Source organism: Chryseobacterium wanjuense, from assembly GCF_900111495.1.
Lineage (GTDB): Bacteria > Bacteroidota > Bacteroidia > Flavobacteriales > Weeksellaceae > Chryseobacterium > Chryseobacterium wanjuense.
In genome coordinates, this window is sequence record NZ_FOIU01000002.1 from 482,545 (window position 1) to 497,799 (window position 15,255).

A 15,255-nucleotide genomic window follows, 5' to 3' on the forward strand; every position below is an offset into this window, starting at 1 on the left:
ATAAAGGAAATATCAATTATTATGTTAAAAAACCTTAATAAAAAAAACCGCACTCTCACCAAAAATAGGCGGTTGCGGTTTGTTTTTCTTTAACATACTTAAATAATATGTTAAAATGTGTTAAAAATAGAACCTGATAATAATCATATCCAAGCCCTTTTGGCTGGAATACATATTTTTGTAATGCTTTTGAAAAATACTATTCCTTTTTTAACACGGATAATCAAATATATATGAAGAAAAGAGTTTTGTTTTATTTAGTTGCTTTCGTTTCTACCGTATCGTTACAATCGTGTGTTACCAATTACGTAGTATCAAAACCAGCAACTTACACTAAAGAATACAAAACAGATGCCAAACTAGCTTCTATCGATACAAAGAAAATGGAGCAGGATAAACAGCAATTGATCAATTCATTTCTTGCTGAAAAGGCAACTTCTTTAGCGAACGCAAAAAATACCATTAAGAATTCTGAGATTGCAAAATCAATCAGACACAATAAAACCATAGACAACATCCTTACGGAAGCGTCAACGTACCTGGGAACTCCTTACAGATATGGAGGAATGACAAGAAACGGTATCGATTGTTCAGCTTTTGTACTTTCCGTTTTCGGGGCAGCGGCAGGGCTTAGCTTACCAAGAGTAGCAGCTTCTCAGGCGCAGGAAGGAGAAAAGATCGAGAAAGAGAGCCTTCAGAAAGGTGACCTGATTTTCTTTTCTCACGGAAGAAGAATTTCTCACGTAGGTATTGTAGAAAGTGTTTCTGAAGACGGTGAAGTGAAATTCATTCACGCAGCAACGTCGAGAGGAGTAATGATTTCTTCGCTTAATGACTCTTATTGGGGACCTAAGTACAGATTCGGAAAAAGAGTAATCAATGAGAACGGAGAAGCTTACAACAACCTTGCAACTACAACTCCCGCATCAAACGGAACAAGTTTTTAATTTTAAATAATTGATTTAAATAATGAAGCCAGCATTTTTTGCTGGTTTTTTTATTGTGATGAGGTTTTTGAATTTACTTGATTAGTATATGTAACTACCCCGTCTTTCAAACTTTGTTTGAAATCCACCCCTTCAGAGAAGGGGAATTGTAACATCTCTAATACTAACTTCTAGCGTCTAGCATCTAGCATCTAGCATCTAGCATCTAGCATCTAACATCTAGCATCTAACATCTAGCATCTAGCATCTAGCATCTAGCATCTAGCATTTAGCATCTAGCAAAATTAGCTGTTCCTATCAATTTCAATATCGAAAGTATGCAACAGGCCATAGACTTCGGAAAGTGAAAATTTGGCCTTTTTAAGCCTGTTCTGAGAAGGATCTATTGAATAGTTGACCGATGTTCGGAAATCTGCTTTTTCAAGGTTTGTATTGTCGAAAACAGCGCCGGAAAGATCACAGGAATTGAAGATGGAGTTGGATAAGTCGCATTCCGCAAAATCAACTTCAATTAATTTTGAATTTTTAAATACCGTTTTTTTAATTGATGTTTTATAAAAAATGGAATTGTTTAAAGAACAACCGTCAAATCTAAATGACAATCCAAAAGCATTGCAATCATCAAAATGAAGCCCGAACATTTTACACTCTTTAAAAATCACCTCACGGAAAGCCGTTGAAACGAGTTTTGCCATGCTCAAATTACACCCGATGAATTCACAGTCATTAAAACTGGAAAAAGAAAGATCAGCATACTCAAAATTGCAGTTTCGGAAGATACAGTTTTCGTATTCGCCTTTTTCAAATTGAGAGAAGTCGGTGTTTTCGAAAGTTTGATCTGAGAAGTATGCTTGTTTCATTCTATTTTTTTGATGAAATTTTTTGTCTCTGATTTTGCAGATTAGGCAGATTTTAAGCTAAAATTAAACAGAATATTTGTAAACTTCCATCACCCAACCTCCGGCTTCCAGCTTTTTACACCAAACTGTTCTTATCCGAATAATTTAATTTAAAGAAAATAAAAGTCATGATCGAAAAGGCCAGCAATGAACTTCCTCCATAACTAAAGTACGGCAACGGAATACCAACCGTCGGGAAAAGTCCCATAACCATCCCTAAATTGATCGTAAAGTGCATCAAAAGAATCGACGCAAAGCAATACCCGAAAACACGATTAAAAGTAGATTTCTGTTGTTCCGCGAGATAATAGATCCGCCCGATGTAGATCATATAACAAAGAATTAGAGTCGCACTTCCTACAAAGCCCCATTCTTCGCCCACCGTACAGAAAATATAGTCAGTTTCCTGCTCCGGAACGAATTTTCCCTGCGTGACAGAACCTTCACGATAGCCTTTTCCTAAAAGTCCTCCGGAACCGATCGCCGTTTTAGAATATAATAAGTTATACCCCGAAGTATCTCTGAATGCTTTTTCACCTTTATATAAAACCTCAATCCTTTCTCTCTGGTGTTTTGGCATTTTCTCTAAAATGTATGGCGAGCCGAAAGCCAGACCGCACAAAATAACCACAGAACCAACAATACCGGAAATTGAGATAACATTCCAGGACATTTTATAATAATTCATGGCGATCCACCCTCCGATGATCAGGACAATAGCTGCGGCAACATAAATTGGATTAATGGCTAATGAAATAAGAAAAACTCCGGCAAAAAGAAATCCGATTCCGAATAACAATCCGCTCAGGCCTTCCCGATACAAAGCAATAAAGAATGCAATAAAAACCAACATCGAACCCACATCCGGAATGGCAAGAACTACCGCTGCAGGAATCCCGACAATGGCTAACGTTGTATAGAGAGATTTTTTATTACTTAAATTAAACTCCGGTCCGGAAACATAATTGGCAACCATCAAAGCGGTTCCTATTTTTGCAAATTCCACCGGCTGCATCGTAAAACTTCCGAATTTGTACCAGTTTTTCTGTCCGAGAATTTCTTTACCAAAGGGGAAAAGCCCGATAAGAAGCAAAACACCTCCGATATAAATAATCCCCGCCATATTTTCGAAAAATTTACTTCTTCCGACAAATATGATGAGCCCGACAAACAGAGAAATACAGAAGAAAATCAATTGTTTTTCTCCTAATTTCTGGTCAACACTGTAAATATTTGCAATGGCAAAAACACAAAGCAGAAAATACAAGCCAAGACCTAATTTATCTATTCCTTCTGTCCATTTCATTGCGTAACGGGTTTCGATTTTTTATTTTTTGTTTCGATTTCTATTTGTTTCTGCAGTTTTTCTTTCTGCGTTTTAATGAAATTCAAACTATCCTGAATTCTTTTTTGTTTCAGAGAATCCGGTTTCGGTTCTACATACAGACCTTTGCGTTTTAAATCGGCAATCCACTGTCTTTTGTATTCAGGCATGAAGCTTGAAGAGGTCATTTTTTTGTAAAGATGCTCACGCTTCAAATCTCCCGTGATATATTTTTCAGCAATTACCGTTGCTGCAGGACCCGCCCAGGTTGCCCCGAATCCGGCGTGTTCCATCACGGCAGCCACCACGATTTTAGGTTTATCAGCAGGGGCAATCAATACAAAGATCGAGTTGTCTTTTCCTTGCGGAACCTGTGCTGTCCCTGTTTTTGCCAATTGGGTAAAATCGTTTGATTTCAAACCGTGGGCTGTACCTCTCAAAACTACCGCTTCCATCCCTTTCAGTACCGGTTCGAAGTGTTTTTTATCAACTAAAGTCTGATGTTTCTTTTTAAATCTAGGATCAGGATTTGGTTTGCCGTCAATTGATTTTACGATGTGAGGCGTGTAGTACCAACCTTTGTTAGCAATAGCCGCTACGTAGTTTGCCAATTGAAGAGGCGTTACCAGAACATCTCCCTGTCCCATTCCGTTGAAAACAGCTCCTGTTGCCAAAGGATCCCAGTTTTTAGGATCCTTTTTGGAACCGCTTGCTTTAAGAATAGACTTCATTCTTTTTTCATAAAACTCTCCGGAAGGAATTCTGCCTTTAGCACCAACGGCAAAGTCATTATTTAAGAATTCTCCTACGCCAAAGCTGCTCATGATCTTCTTCCATTCGTCTACTCCTTTTGAAGGATTTCCCGGGTATTTATTTAAAATAGCTAAATAAGCATAAGAAAAATAACAGTTACTGGAAATCTGAATCGCAGGAATAAGCGGATCTGCACCACCATGACCTTTAATTCTTAATCCTCTGTAATAAAATCCGCCGCCACAAGGGAAAACGGTATTTTCATCCATCACACCCATTTGCATTGCTGACAAAGCCGTCAATAATTTGAAGGTTGATCCCGGAGGATAAGCTGCCTGAAGCGATCTGTCAAAAGTCGGTTTATTTTCATAAATGGTATCTTTTGAAAGAGCATATAAATTTTTAGATTTATTTGGACCAGTGAAAATATTAGGATCGATATCCGGTCCGGTTGCTGCCACCAAAACCTCCCCATTATTTGGGTCGATAGCTACGATTGCCCCGTGTTTGTTCACCAGCATTTCCTCGGCCATTCTCTGCAGGTCGTAATCGATAGTCAGTGTAATATCCTTTCCGGTAATTACATCTTTATCCAGAGATCCGTTTTTATAAGAACCTATATTTCGAAGCTTGATGTCTTTTTGAATGTATTTCATTCCTTTCACTCCCCGAAGCTCCTTTTCATAGGATTTTTCAACACCGGTTTTCCCGATGAAATCTCCAGGTAAATAATAGGTTGAATCTTTTTTAATTTCTCTTTCGTTTACCTCACTTGTATAGCCCAAAAGGTTTCCGGAAGTGGAAACTTCGTACTGTCGCTGAGGTCTTTGCACAATGCTGAAAGCAGGATATTTAAAGATAATTTCCTGAACCCGTGCAATATCCTCTCTGCTCAGATCCTTCATAAAGGTCATCGGATTCAGCTTGGAATAGTATTTCTCTTTTTTAATGATATTAATCCTCTTGATGAAATCAGTCTTCGAGATTTTCATTAAATTACAAAAGCCAAGCGTATCAAAATCGGGCTTCATCAAAGCCTGGGTAAAAGATATTTCATAGGCCGGCTGGTTACCCACAAGGATTTTCCCATTACGATCGAAAATCACTCCTCTTTGAGGAATTACGTATTCGATTTTAATGGAAGTATTCGCAGCATTTAAAGCATAACGATCTGTAAACAATTGTAAATAGGCCAGTCTCGTCACGAAAATCAAGGCGACAATTACTAGTACGGAAAAAATTTTTAAATAACGTGTGTTCAAACTTTTTGTTTGATTTTAAATATTAATGCATATATAACGATAAAGATAAATGAAATTATACTTGTTATCGATACATTAAGTAATATTTCAAAAAATCTACTAAACTTAAAGAACTCTATATATTGTACTAAAAGCTGATGTAAGAAGATACTCGAGAACAAAAACAGTAAAAACTGTGCCCATTGCAGGGACTGAAATGAAAAGAAATCTGTAGAAGTATCTGTAGATGTTCTGAAAATCAAGGTTCTGAAATAGGCAATCAGGGTTGTTGCAAATGCATTGATTCCCCATGAATAGAGGAACGCGTCAACCGATAAACCGATCAGAAAACTTAAAATCAAAAACTGAAATTTATTTCTAAAAAAAGGATAAAACATAACAAAAACAGGATATAACACCGGTGTGTATTTCCCAAAAAAAGTGATCCTGTTCAGTACAAAAATTTGTAATGCAACCAGGAAAATCATGATCAATATGTCCGTAAATAAAGTTCTGCTAATCATTTTCCTTTTTTATTACAGCTTGCATTGTATCCTGAATCTTTTGTACCTCAGCTTTTTTAAGATTTTTAACTACAAAAACCTTGTTCAAAGATCCCATTTTTTCACTTAATTCTACTGAGATATCCCAGAAACCTGTTTTATTATCTACGGAATATCCCGCAATTGTACCAATCATTACCCCTTTAGGAAAAATTGCCGACTTCCCGTCTGTCACGACAGTATCGCCAATTTTCAAGGCAACATATTTAGGAATATCTGCCAAATGCATTACTCTGGAATTGTCTCCATTCCAGGTCAATGTCCCAAAATATCCTGAATTTTTTAGCGCGGCATTGATCCTGATTTTATTGACACTTAAAACCGACTGAACCAGCGCGTAACTATCTGTAGAATTGATCACGATTCCCGCAACACCTCTAGGAGCCATTACTCCCATTTGCGGAAATACGCCGTCTCTCCTCCCTCTGTTTATTGTAAAGTAATTATTTCTTCTGTTGATGCTGTTGAAAACAATCTCTCCGTCAACAAATGTATAGATCTGTCCGCCTCCCAATGTATCATGAACTTTTCTGAACTGAGGGTTTTTCGCACCCTGCCTTCCGTAAAGTTCGACCATCAAAGCTTTGTTTTGAGCTACAAGATCTTCATTGATCTGTTTTAGTTTAAGATACGAAACTCCTTCATCAATATATCCGGAAACCCAAGAGTTCAGCGCAGCTGATTGACCCGCGATCCAGGATTTCTGCATGGCATTTTTAGAGAATATCAGAACCAGAGCAATAATTTGCAGGAATATAAAGAAGACAAAAAGAGCATTCTTCGAAAATAATCTCAGCAAAAATCCCATTCAGATGTGTTCGTAAAAGTTAGAATTATTTAATTAAGAAATTGAATTTATCCATATTCTTAAGCGCAATACCTGTTCCGCGAACTACAGCTCTCAACGGATCTTCTGCAACAAATACAGGAAGACCGGTTTTTTTGTGTAATCTATCCGCAAGACCTCTCAATAAAGCACCACCACCAGCAAGATAAATACCTGTTTTGTAGATATCGGCAGCCAATTCCGGAGGTGTAAGAGAAAGAGTTTCCATTACGGCATCTTCAATTCTGATGATAGATTTGTCTAATGCACGAGCGATCTCTTTGTACCCAACCATGATTTCTTTTGGCTTCCCGGTGATAAGGTCTCTACCCTGTACCGGAATATCTTCGATATCAACATCAAGATCTTCCACAGCAGAACCTACTTCGATTTTGATTCTCTCTGCCGTTCTTTCACCGATGTAAAGATTGTGGTGAGTTCTCAGGTAGTAAGCGATGTCATTTGTAAATACGTCACCTGCAATTTTCACAGATTTGTCACAAACGATACCTCCCAAAGCTACCACAGCAATTTCTGTAGTACCGCCACCTATGTCGATGATCATATTACCCTCAGGTTTTTGAACGTCGATTCCAACCCCGATAGCTGCTGCCATTGGTTCGTAAATCAATCGAACTTCTTTAGCATTTACTTTCTGAGCAGAATCTCTTACCGCTCTTTTTTCAACTTCAGTGATACCGGAAGGAATACAGATCACAATTCTAAGTGCAGGCTGAATGAATTTCCCTTTAATTCCGGGAATTTTTTTGATAAATTCTTTAATCATGTGTTCAGAAGCGTGGAAATCTGCAATCACCCCATCTTTCAACGGACGGATTGTCTTGATATCCTCGTGAGTTTTACCCTGCATATGTTTTGCCTGCTCACCGACGGCAATCGGTCTCCCCGTAGAACGCTCAATTGCAACAATTGACGGCTGATCTATAACAATTTTATTATTATGGATGATAAGGGTGTTGGCAGTACCAAGGTCTATCGCAATTTCTTGCGTAAACATATCGAATAAACTCATATTTTCCTTCTGATTTTTTAAAGAGTTACAAAGATATAAATTTAAGACAACCAAAGAAATTCCGCGAGCATATAATTTGGTTAAAATTTTATTAAAATTTTCAAGATCTTATTAACTTTTACTTTAATCAATTACAGACTTTAATTTAAACCAGAATTAAGTTAATTTCCAGGCCGGAAGCGGGAAGATAGAAGGTGTGAGTTTTCACAATTTATAAAAGACAAACCATTTTCTGTGTCGAATGTTCTTGAACCGTTAAAATTTAACAAAAAAATTTAACTTTTCTTATTCATTCAAAACTTATTTAGAAGGAAACCAAAATAGTTTTTCACGATAATTATCATATACATTATCAGAAAACGATTTATGAAAAAAAACGTAAATTTGCGACTGCTTATGTTACAGTATTCCAACATCCATCAAACGTCGAATTTTGCCGTACTTTCCATTAGCTTCGAAAAGGCTGATGTAGAAACGAGGGGGAAGTTTGCCTTCTTTGATGAAAACATCAAAAACTTTGTTACCCGAATTCATGATGAAGATTTAGGGGACGCATTCGTGGTATCAACATGTAACAGAACCGAAATTTACACCACCTCTCCCAACTACCTTTTGGTAGCCGAAGAATATTGTAAAACGATTGGGGTGAATCTGATGGATTTTCTTCAGTTTGCCAATATTCTGACAAAGGAAGAAGCTCTGATCCATTTATTCAGAGTGGCAGCCGGTCTGGAGAGCCAGATCATCGGGGATTTTGAAATTATCGGACAGATCAAAAAAGCATACAACCGTTTCAAAAAAGAGAGACAAAATTCTAATCCCTTTTTAGAAAGGGCGATTAATTCTGCCATTCAGATTTCGAAAAGAATTAAAAACGAAACCGGAATTTCCAACGGTGCGGCTTCCGTTTCTTATGCGGCGGTTCATTATATTTTAAACAATCAAAAAAGAATTACCGAAAAAAATATTCTTCTTTTGGGTGTTGGCGAAATCGGGCAAAATACCGTTGAAAATTTGGTAAAGCACGTTTATCAGCCAAAAATTAAAATTGCCAACAGAACTCAGGAAACGGCAGCGAAAATTTCTGAGAAATACAATATTCCTCATATTGATTATGCTGATTTTGATCAAGAACTAAAAAACACAGACATTCTTATTGTTGCCACCGGAGCAAGACATCCGATCGTGAACAAGTCTCACTTCCCGAACGGAAAGGAAACGCTGGTGATCGACCTTTCAATTCCGAACAACGTAGACAAAAATGTTATCGAAAATGAAAATGTAACATTGATAGATGTCGACGAGCTTTCCAAACAAATCCAGGAGACCATCCAGCAAAGGGAAAAAGAAGTTCCGAAAGCTGAAAAAATTATTAAAGAGCTTGCAAAAGACTTCCTCGAATGGGAAAAAAAGAGAAGACTGGCTCCCAATATTCACCATTTCAAAGCGGTTTTAAAGAACATGGAACGCAACGAAATGCACAATTTTTACAAAAAAAATAAATACATAAACATCACGGACATGGAACTTTCCGATAAAATGATTCAGAAAATTACCAACCGTTTTGCAAAATATATTATCGATAATCCGTTAAAAGCCGAAGAAATTAGTAAATTAATGCACGAAATATTAGTTGAACAACCAAACAACGAATTCAATGAAAAGCATTAGAATCGGAACAAGAAATTCCGCACTTGCACTTTGGCAGGCGAGAGAAGTTGCGAGGCACCTTCAAAATAATAATTATTTAACGGATATCGTTCCTATCGTATCTTCTGGCGATAAAAATCTCAATCAGCCGCTTTATTCTTTAGGAATCACGGGAGTTTTCACAAGAGATCTCGATACCGCATTACTGAATGACGAGATTGACATCGCCGTGCATTCTTTAAAAGATGTACCTACCGTACTTCCCGAAAATATTGAACTGATTGCCCATCTGGAAAGAGATTTCCCTCAGGATGTCCTGATCCGTAAAGAATCTTCAAGAAACAAAGAATTTCATGAGCTTAAACTGGCAACAAGCAGTTTGAGAAGAAGAGCTTTCTGGCTGAGAAACTTCCCGAACGCTGAGTTTTCGGATATCCGCGGAAATATCCAGACGCGTCTTCAGAAACTGGAAGAACAGGATTTTGATGCAACGATTTTATCTTTGGCAGGAATCAAAAGAATGAAAATGGACATTGATTATGAAATGCTTCCGATGATGATTTCCGCGCCGTCTCAGGGTGTAATTGCTGTTGCAGGGCACTCTCACAAACAGGAGATTAATGATATTGTAAGGAAAATTAATCATAAAAAAACACAGATCTGTGTTGAGATTGAGAGAAATTTCCTGAATACTCTGGAAGGAGGATGTACCGCACCTATCGGAGCTTTTGCGGAAATTTTTGATGATCAGATCCGTTTCAAAGCAGCACTTTGCTCGCTGGATGGCAAAAACTGCATCGCAACCGACGAAAATTTTGTTTATAATGAAGAAGAAAATTATGGCAAAAAATTTGCGAAGATCGTTCTTGAAAACGGAGGAAAAGAATTAATGACTGAAATTAAAGGTCAGATAAAGTAAAACTGTTTAGGCTGATGAGTTAATAAACTGATGAGCCTTTTGCAATACATTTCATCATCAAGCTTCTTCAAGTTCACAAAACATGAAAATCTTATTTACCAAAAATATAGACCAGGCTATCATATCCAAAGAGTTAGGAGAAGATATCCTGGTTGATTGTGTTGAGGTAATTAAGACCAATTCTATTAAAGTAAATCCTTTTGATTTAAAAAATTACTCCCTGATTTTTACCAGTGCAAACGGAGTAAATGCCTTTTTTAAAAATCGTTTTAAGCCTAACGAAGATTTTACAGCAAAAAATTACAATAAGATCTATTGTGTCGGTGAAAAAACAAAGCGGGAGCTCAGGAAACACGGTTTCGGAACTTTCAAGGTTTTGAAAAATGCGGAGACACTTTCGAAGTTTATTATAAGCCATTGCCAGCACGAAAAATTTCTTCACTTCTGTGGAAATATGGCACTGGATGTATTGGACAGAAATCTGCCACTGCAAAATATTAAGTATAAAAAAGTTACCGTTTATAATACGGAAGAACTCAATCCTCTGATAACTGAAAAATATCATGCGGCTGTTTTTTTTAGTCCAAGCGGAGTTCGTAGTTTTGCAAAACAAAATTCTTTTGATGATATGATGCTATTTTCAATTGGAGAAACGACTTCCAGCGAAATAAAAAAATATGTCTCAAAACAGATCTTCACGTCTGAGGAGAATACATTGGCATCTGTTTTGAATCTTATCCGAAGAACAATTAAAAAAACATAAAAAAAATGAAAAAATTAGCACTTTTATTACTGTTGATTACAATCACATTTTCCTGCACACAACATACAGGAAATAATGCATCTCACCAAGTTCCTTACACGGAAGCACAGAGATATTTTATCAAGAATACCATTAATACTGATGTTGTTACCTTTAAAAAATTAACTTCTCAGGAAGAATTTGATGAAGTGTGTGGCGCAGCTACCGTAATGGGACCTAATGGAAGCCCTACTAAGATCGATTTTACTAAAAGCTATGCCATTGCCTTATACGGTCCGTTGACCAATAAAAACCCGATTTTAACTATCACCAGCCTGATAAAGGATGACGGCAATATCGTTCTTTCGTACACATTGAAAGAAGGAGAAACGCTTTCCTATACAACACGCGCAGCAAAAGTACTTATTGTCAGCAAGCAATATGCCGGCAATATCAGTTTAAATAAATTATGATTAAGAACGACCTATATTTAAAAGCTCTTCGCGGAGAAACCGTAGAAAGACCACCTGTCTGGATGATGAGACAAGCCGGAAGATACCTCCCGGAATTCATTGCTCTTCGTGACAAATATGATTTTTTCACAAGATGTCAGACTCCTGAACTCGCATCCGAAATCACGGTGCAGCCCATCAGAAGATATCCTCTGGATGCAGCCATCCTGTTTTCAGATATTCTGGTAGTTCCTCAGGCAATGGGGATTGATTTTAAAATGAAAGAATCAGTGGGGCCATGGTTGGATAACCCGATCAGAACGATGGAGGATGTTCAGAACGTTGTGGTTCCTGATGTGAACGATACATTAGGATACGTTTTCGATGCCATTGAACTGACTTTGCAAAAACTGGACAATGAAATTCCATTGATTGGTTTTGCAGGTTCTCCCTGGACTATTCTGTGCTACTGCGTAGAAGGAAAAGGAAGCAAAGCTTTTGATATAGCGAAATCTTTCTGTTTCCAGCAACCGGAAGCAGCTCATTTATTACTTCAGAAAATTACTGATACCACGATCGCTTATCTGAAAAGAAAAGTTGAAAAAGGAGTGGCAGCCGTTCAGGTTTTCGATTCCTGGGGCGGAATGCTTTCTCCGGCAGATTATCAGGAATTTTCATGGAAATATATTAATCAGATTGTAGAAGCATTAAGTCCGCTTACCCATGTTGTGGTTTTCGGGAAAGGATGTTGGTTTGCATTGGAGGAAATGACGATGTCTAAAGCTTCGGCTTTGGGTGTTGACTGGACCATCACTCCGGAATTTGCAAGAACACTGACGAATCATACCATGACGCTTCAGGGAAATTTTGATCCTGCGAGATTACATTCTACTCCTGAAACGATTAAGAAAATGGTTCATGAAATGATCAGCCGTTTCGGAAAAGACAGATATATTGCAAATCTCGGACACGGAATTCTGCCGAATATTCCTTTGGAAAATGCTGAAGCGTTTATCCGAGCGGTGGTGGATTGGAAGCCGAATAATTAATTATTCATCTCCCACAGATTTCACTGATTGATACAGATTTTACAGCATGCTTGTCATTCCGGAGGAATCTCAACAAAGTATTTTGTAAAATAATATTTAAATTTTAAGCCTAGATTCCTACGGAATGACAAACTTAACGCAAGCTTTATGTAAAAATTTTAGTTCAAAATAGAACAAAAACTCCCTTCCAGCAATTGAAAGGGAGTTTTTTATGAGTAAAATAATTAATCATTAGTTGATTTCTGTAATGAAATCTTCTTTTGGTTTTCTCACTTACTTCATATATGACGATTCTTAAGTATCGATTTTTAAATTGGTTTATCGTTAATATCTATTTATTGGAATGATTTTAATTTTCTTTAAATGTATTTCCATAAAAGTTTGTCAGGCTGAAAGCATCTAGTTGTGACCATAGTCTTTTTCTAATACTATGCTTGGATCCTTCCAGAATGATAATCTGTCTGGATGTTTAGAGTCTGTATTAAAGACTGGAGTCCTTTGATGGCTGAGGAAGAGAGAAGTCGCGCTCCTGCTGTACTAGCCCTGATCGGAGCGATTGTTTGAGCTCATTTTTTGTTTTTGGTTAGATAAATTTATGTAATTATTTCAACTTAAAAATGAATTTTGGTTTAAAAAATATTCGTTTTCAATAATTTAGGCAAATAAAAAATCATCTCTGAAATATCAGGATGATTTTTATACTATTTTTTTAAAATATTTTTTTAGCTTAGCATTCGCTGTGCTTTTTTAACACCTTCAATTAAGGCATCGATTTCTTCAAAAGTATTGTAAACGGCAAAACTTGCTCTTACGGTTCCCGCAATATTGAAAAAGTCCATGATCGGCTGTGTACAGTGATGTCCCGTTCTTACGGCAATGCCCATTTTGTCGAGGATCATTCCTACGTCGGAAGCAATTCCGATACCTTCAAGGTTAAAGGAAACTACGCCCGTTCTTTTTGCTTTTTCACCGTATATTTTAATGCCTTCCAGCTCCAGGAGATGTCTTTGGGCATATTCCAGCAAAGCGTTTTCATGATTCTGAATATTCTCCTGCCCTACTCGCTGAATAAAATCAACAGCGGCTCCCAAAGCGATATTCCCTCCGACATTGGGTGTTCCGGCTTCGTATTTAAAAGGAAGTCCGGCGTACGTTGTTCCGTCAAAAGAACACGTTGCAATCATCTCTCCTCCCCCATGGAATGGCGGTAAATCTTCAAGAATTTCCTGTTTTCCGTATAAAATTCCCGTTCCCATCGGCGCATACATTTTATGCCCGGAGAATACAAAGAAATCGCAATCCAATTTCTGAACATCAATGGTAAAATGTGGAGCCGACTGCGCGCCATCAATGACGATATAAGCGTTTGTATTTTTCCTTGTTTTAGCAATAATTTCTTCGATAGGATTTACAATTCCCAATGCATTGGAAACCTGATTTACAGAAACAATTTTTGTTTTTTCACTTAAAAACTCATCGAATGTATCCAGCTGAAGAATTCCGTTTTCATCCATCGGAATAACGCGGAGTTTTGCACCTGTCCTTTCGCAAAGCAATTGCCAAGGAACGATATTAGAATGATGCTCCAGGTAAGAAATGATAATTTCATCGTCTTTTTTTAATTTTTGGGTTAAAATATAAGCGATGAGGTTCAATCCTTCTGTAGTGCCTTTTGTAAAAATTACTTCAAAATCGTGTTTAGCGTTAATGAATTTCTGGATTTTCCTTCTTGAAAGTTCCATCTCTTCCGTTGCTAACTGGCTTAATGTATGGATTCCTCTGTGAACATTAGCATTAAGCTCCGTATAGTATTTATGACAAACTTCTAAAACTGAATTGGGTTTTTGGGATGTCGCTGCATTATCCAGATAAACCAATGGCTTACCATTCACCTGCCTGTCTAATATTGTAAACTGACTTCTTATTTCCTGAATGTCAAACATTTATTAAATTTTTAAATTAAAACGTTCTTATTTAGAACACTTCAAATTTACGGCTTTTTTTTTGAAAGATTGTTGCAGGTTGAGGGTTGATTATTATCAGTTGATAGAAAGATTCGATAGATGAAATTGTAATAGATAAAGCTGATGAGCAAATTAACATTTTCGTGTTTATAATTTACCTTTTAGGCATAAAAAAACCTGCCAAAATTGACAGGTTTTAATATTTTCAAATAAGCAATTCTTATTCTGCTGCAGCTTCTTCTGCTGCAGGAGCTGCTCCTTCAGTTGCAACTTCTTCTTCATCTTCATCATCCATTGCTGCTGCACCTCCTTTCATTGCATTTCTAGACATCTTAACAGCAACTACTACTGCGTTGTCCGGGTGCATGAAAGAATATCCTTCAGCTTTGATACCTCCTACATAAAGTTTGTTACCAATTCTTAATGGAGTAACATCTACAACTACCTCATCAGGTAAGTTTGCAGGGATAGCTTTTACTTTCAATTTTCTGAAAGACTGACGTAAAACACCACCAGCTACAACACCTTTAGAACGACCAGTGATTCTTACAGGAACTTCCATGATAACTGGCTTATCGTCAGCTAGTTGATAGAAGTCTGCGTGAAGAATTTTGTCTGTAATCGGGTGGAACTGAATATCCTGAAGAACAGCCGGAATTGTTTGACCATCAACCTCAATAGATACCGTGTGTGCTTCAGGAGTATATACCAAACCTTTGAACGCTTTCTCTTCAGCAGAGAAGTTCAATGGCTCACCACCTCCGTAAACAACACAAGGAACTAATTCAGCATCACGTAAAGCTTTTGTAGACTTTTTGCCCACGCTTTCTCTTTTTGTACCTTGAATTGTAATAGATTTCATTTATAAAAATTTAAAAAATTGTTTTAATTTT

14 protein-coding genes are annotated in these 15,255 nt (G+C 37.2%); 6 read left to right on the top strand and 8 right to left on the bottom strand.

The genetic code is table 11. The features are described from left to right. Window positions 1-233 precede the first annotated feature (233 nt). Window positions 234-947 (top strand): C40 family peptidase, encoded by a 714-nt coding sequence (locus tag BMX24_RS13925; RefSeq protein ID WP_089793692.1) that lies wholly within the window; start codon window positions 234-236, stop codon window positions 945-947. 284 nt (window positions 948-1,231) lie between these two features. On the opposite strand, the gene BMX24_RS13930 is transcribed toward BMX24_RS13925, so the two are convergent. From BMX24_RS13930 to BMX24_RS13955, 6 genes are all read right to left on the bottom strand, one after another. Continuing rightward, window positions 1,232-1,807: a pentapeptide repeat-containing protein gene (locus tag BMX24_RS13930; RefSeq protein WP_089793694.1), complete on the bottom strand. Its 576-nt coding sequence runs from the start codon at window positions 1,805-1,807 to the stop codon at window positions 1,232-1,234. Between the two features lie 115 nt (window positions 1,808-1,922). Next, entirely contained in the window at window positions 1,923-3,152 is a 1,230-nt protein-coding gene (gene rodA, locus BMX24_RS13935; protein ID WP_089793696.1) for a rod shape-determining protein RodA, read from the bottom strand. After that, window positions 3,149-5,185, bottom strand: coding sequence for a peptidoglycan D,D-transpeptidase FtsI family protein (locus BMX24_RS13940; RefSeq protein WP_089793698.1), 2,037 nt, complete (start codon window positions 5,183-5,185; stop codon window positions 3,149-3,151). The genes rodA and BMX24_RS13940 overlap by 4 nt, the downstream gene beginning before the upstream one ends. Then, window positions 5,182-5,688, bottom strand: coding sequence for a rod shape-determining protein MreD (locus tag BMX24_RS21360; RefSeq protein ID WP_089793700.1), 507 nt, complete (start codon window positions 5,686-5,688; stop codon window positions 5,182-5,184). Before BMX24_RS21360 ends, BMX24_RS13940 begins: the two co-directional genes overlap by 4 nt. After that, window positions 5,681-6,535 (bottom strand): rod shape-determining protein MreC, encoded by an 855-nt coding sequence (mreC, locus tag BMX24_RS13950; protein WP_089793702.1) that lies wholly within the window; start codon window positions 6,533-6,535, stop codon window positions 5,681-5,683. The genes BMX24_RS21360 and mreC overlap by 8 nt, the downstream gene beginning before the upstream one ends. 25 nt (window positions 6,536-6,560) lie before the next feature. Then, the gene (locus BMX24_RS13955) at window positions 6,561-7,586 is read right to left on the bottom strand and encodes a rod shape-determining protein (RefSeq protein WP_027381028.1); all 1,026 of its coding nucleotides are present in this window, start codon (window positions 7,584-7,586) and stop codon (window positions 6,561-6,563) included. A 396-nt stretch (window positions 7,587-7,982) separates the two neighbouring features. Here BMX24_RS13955 and hemA point away from each other — a divergent pair, with 396 nt between their 5' ends. The 5 genes from hemA (at window position 7,983) to hemE (ending at window position 12,398) form a co-directional block, all read left to right on the top strand. After that, window positions 7,983-9,257, top strand: a complete 1,275-nt coding sequence (hemA, locus tag BMX24_RS13960) for a glutamyl-tRNA reductase (protein WP_089793704.1) — start codon at window positions 7,983-7,985, stop codon at window positions 9,255-9,257. Then, window positions 9,244-10,155 carry a hydroxymethylbilane synthase gene (gene hemC / locus BMX24_RS13965; RefSeq protein WP_089793706.1) on the top strand — a complete coding sequence of 304 codons (912 nt, stop codon included), beginning with the start codon at window positions 9,244-9,246 and terminating at the stop codon, window positions 10,153-10,155. Before hemA ends, hemC begins: the two co-directional genes overlap by 14 nt. Window positions 10,156-10,237: 82 nt before the next feature. Then, complete coding sequence (locus tag BMX24_RS13970; protein WP_089793708.1) at window positions 10,238-10,918, top strand: uroporphyrinogen-III synthase; 681 nt, start codon at window positions 10,238-10,240, stop codon at window positions 10,916-10,918. A 5-nt stretch (window positions 10,919-10,923) separates the two neighbouring features. Continuing rightward, window positions 10,924-11,370 carry a hypothetical protein gene (locus BMX24_RS13975; protein WP_089793710.1) on the top strand — a complete coding sequence of 149 codons (447 nt, stop codon included), beginning with the start codon at window positions 10,924-10,926 and terminating at the stop codon, window positions 11,368-11,370. Beyond that, entirely contained in the window at window positions 11,367-12,398 is a 1,032-nt protein-coding gene (hemE, locus tag BMX24_RS13980) for a uroporphyrinogen decarboxylase (protein ID WP_089793712.1), read from the top strand. The genes BMX24_RS13975 and hemE overlap by 4 nt, the downstream gene beginning before the upstream one ends. A gap of 722 nt (window positions 12,399-13,120) precedes the next feature. Here hemE and BMX24_RS13985 read toward each other — a convergent pair. Then, window positions 13,121-14,341 carry an aminotransferase class V-fold PLP-dependent enzyme gene (locus BMX24_RS13985; protein ID WP_089793714.1) on the bottom strand — a complete coding sequence of 407 codons (1,221 nt, stop codon included), beginning with the start codon at window positions 14,339-14,341 and terminating at the stop codon, window positions 13,121-13,123. Between the two features lie 241 nt (window positions 14,342-14,582). After that, window positions 14,583-15,224 carry a 50S ribosomal protein L25/general stress protein Ctc gene (locus BMX24_RS13990; protein ID WP_089793716.1) on the bottom strand — a complete coding sequence of 214 codons (642 nt, stop codon included), beginning with the start codon at window positions 15,222-15,224 and terminating at the stop codon, window positions 14,583-14,585. Window positions 15,225-15,255 lie beyond the last annotated feature (31 nt).

Coding starts and splice junctions, on each gene's coding strand:
- BMX24_RS13925 (WP_089793692.1), top strand. CDS start 234: ATGAAGAAAAGAGTTTTGTTTTATTTAGTTGCTTTCGTTTCTACCGTA.
- BMX24_RS13930 (WP_089793694.1), bottom strand. CDS start 1,807: ATGAAACAAGCATACTTCTCAGATCAAACTTTCGAAAACACCGACTTC.
- rodA (WP_089793696.1), bottom strand. CDS start 3,152: ATGAAATGGACAGAAGGAATAGATAAATTAGGTCTTGGCTTGTATTTT.
- BMX24_RS21360 (WP_089793700.1), bottom strand. CDS start 5,688: ATGATTAGCAGAACTTTATTTACGGACATATTGATCATGATTTTCCTG.
- mreC (WP_089793702.1), bottom strand. CDS start 6,535: ATGGGATTTTTGCTGAGATTATTTTCGAAGAATGCTCTTTTTGTCTTC.
- BMX24_RS13955 (WP_027381028.1), bottom strand. CDS start 7,586: ATGAGTTTATTCGATATGTTTACGCAAGAAATTGCGATAGACCTTGGT.
- hemA (WP_089793704.1), top strand. CDS start 7,983: ATGTTACAGTATTCCAACATCCATCAAACGTCGAATTTTGCCGTACTT.
- hemC (WP_089793706.1), top strand. CDS start 9,244: ATGAAAAGCATTAGAATCGGAACAAGAAATTCCGCACTTGCACTTTGG.
- BMX24_RS13970 (WP_089793708.1), top strand. CDS start 10,238: ATGAAAATCTTATTTACCAAAAATATAGACCAGGCTATCATATCCAAA.
- BMX24_RS13975 (WP_089793710.1), top strand. CDS start 10,924: ATGAAAAAATTAGCACTTTTATTACTGTTGATTACAATCACATTTTCC.
- hemE (WP_089793712.1), top strand. CDS start 11,367: ATGATTAAGAACGACCTATATTTAAAAGCTCTTCGCGGAGAAACCGTA.
- BMX24_RS13985 (WP_089793714.1), bottom strand. CDS start 14,341: ATGTTTGACATTCAGGAAATAAGAAGTCAGTTTACAATATTAGACAGG.
- BMX24_RS13990 (WP_089793716.1), bottom strand. CDS start 15,224: ATGAAATCTATTACAATTCAAGGTACAAAAAGAGAAAGCGTGGGCAAA.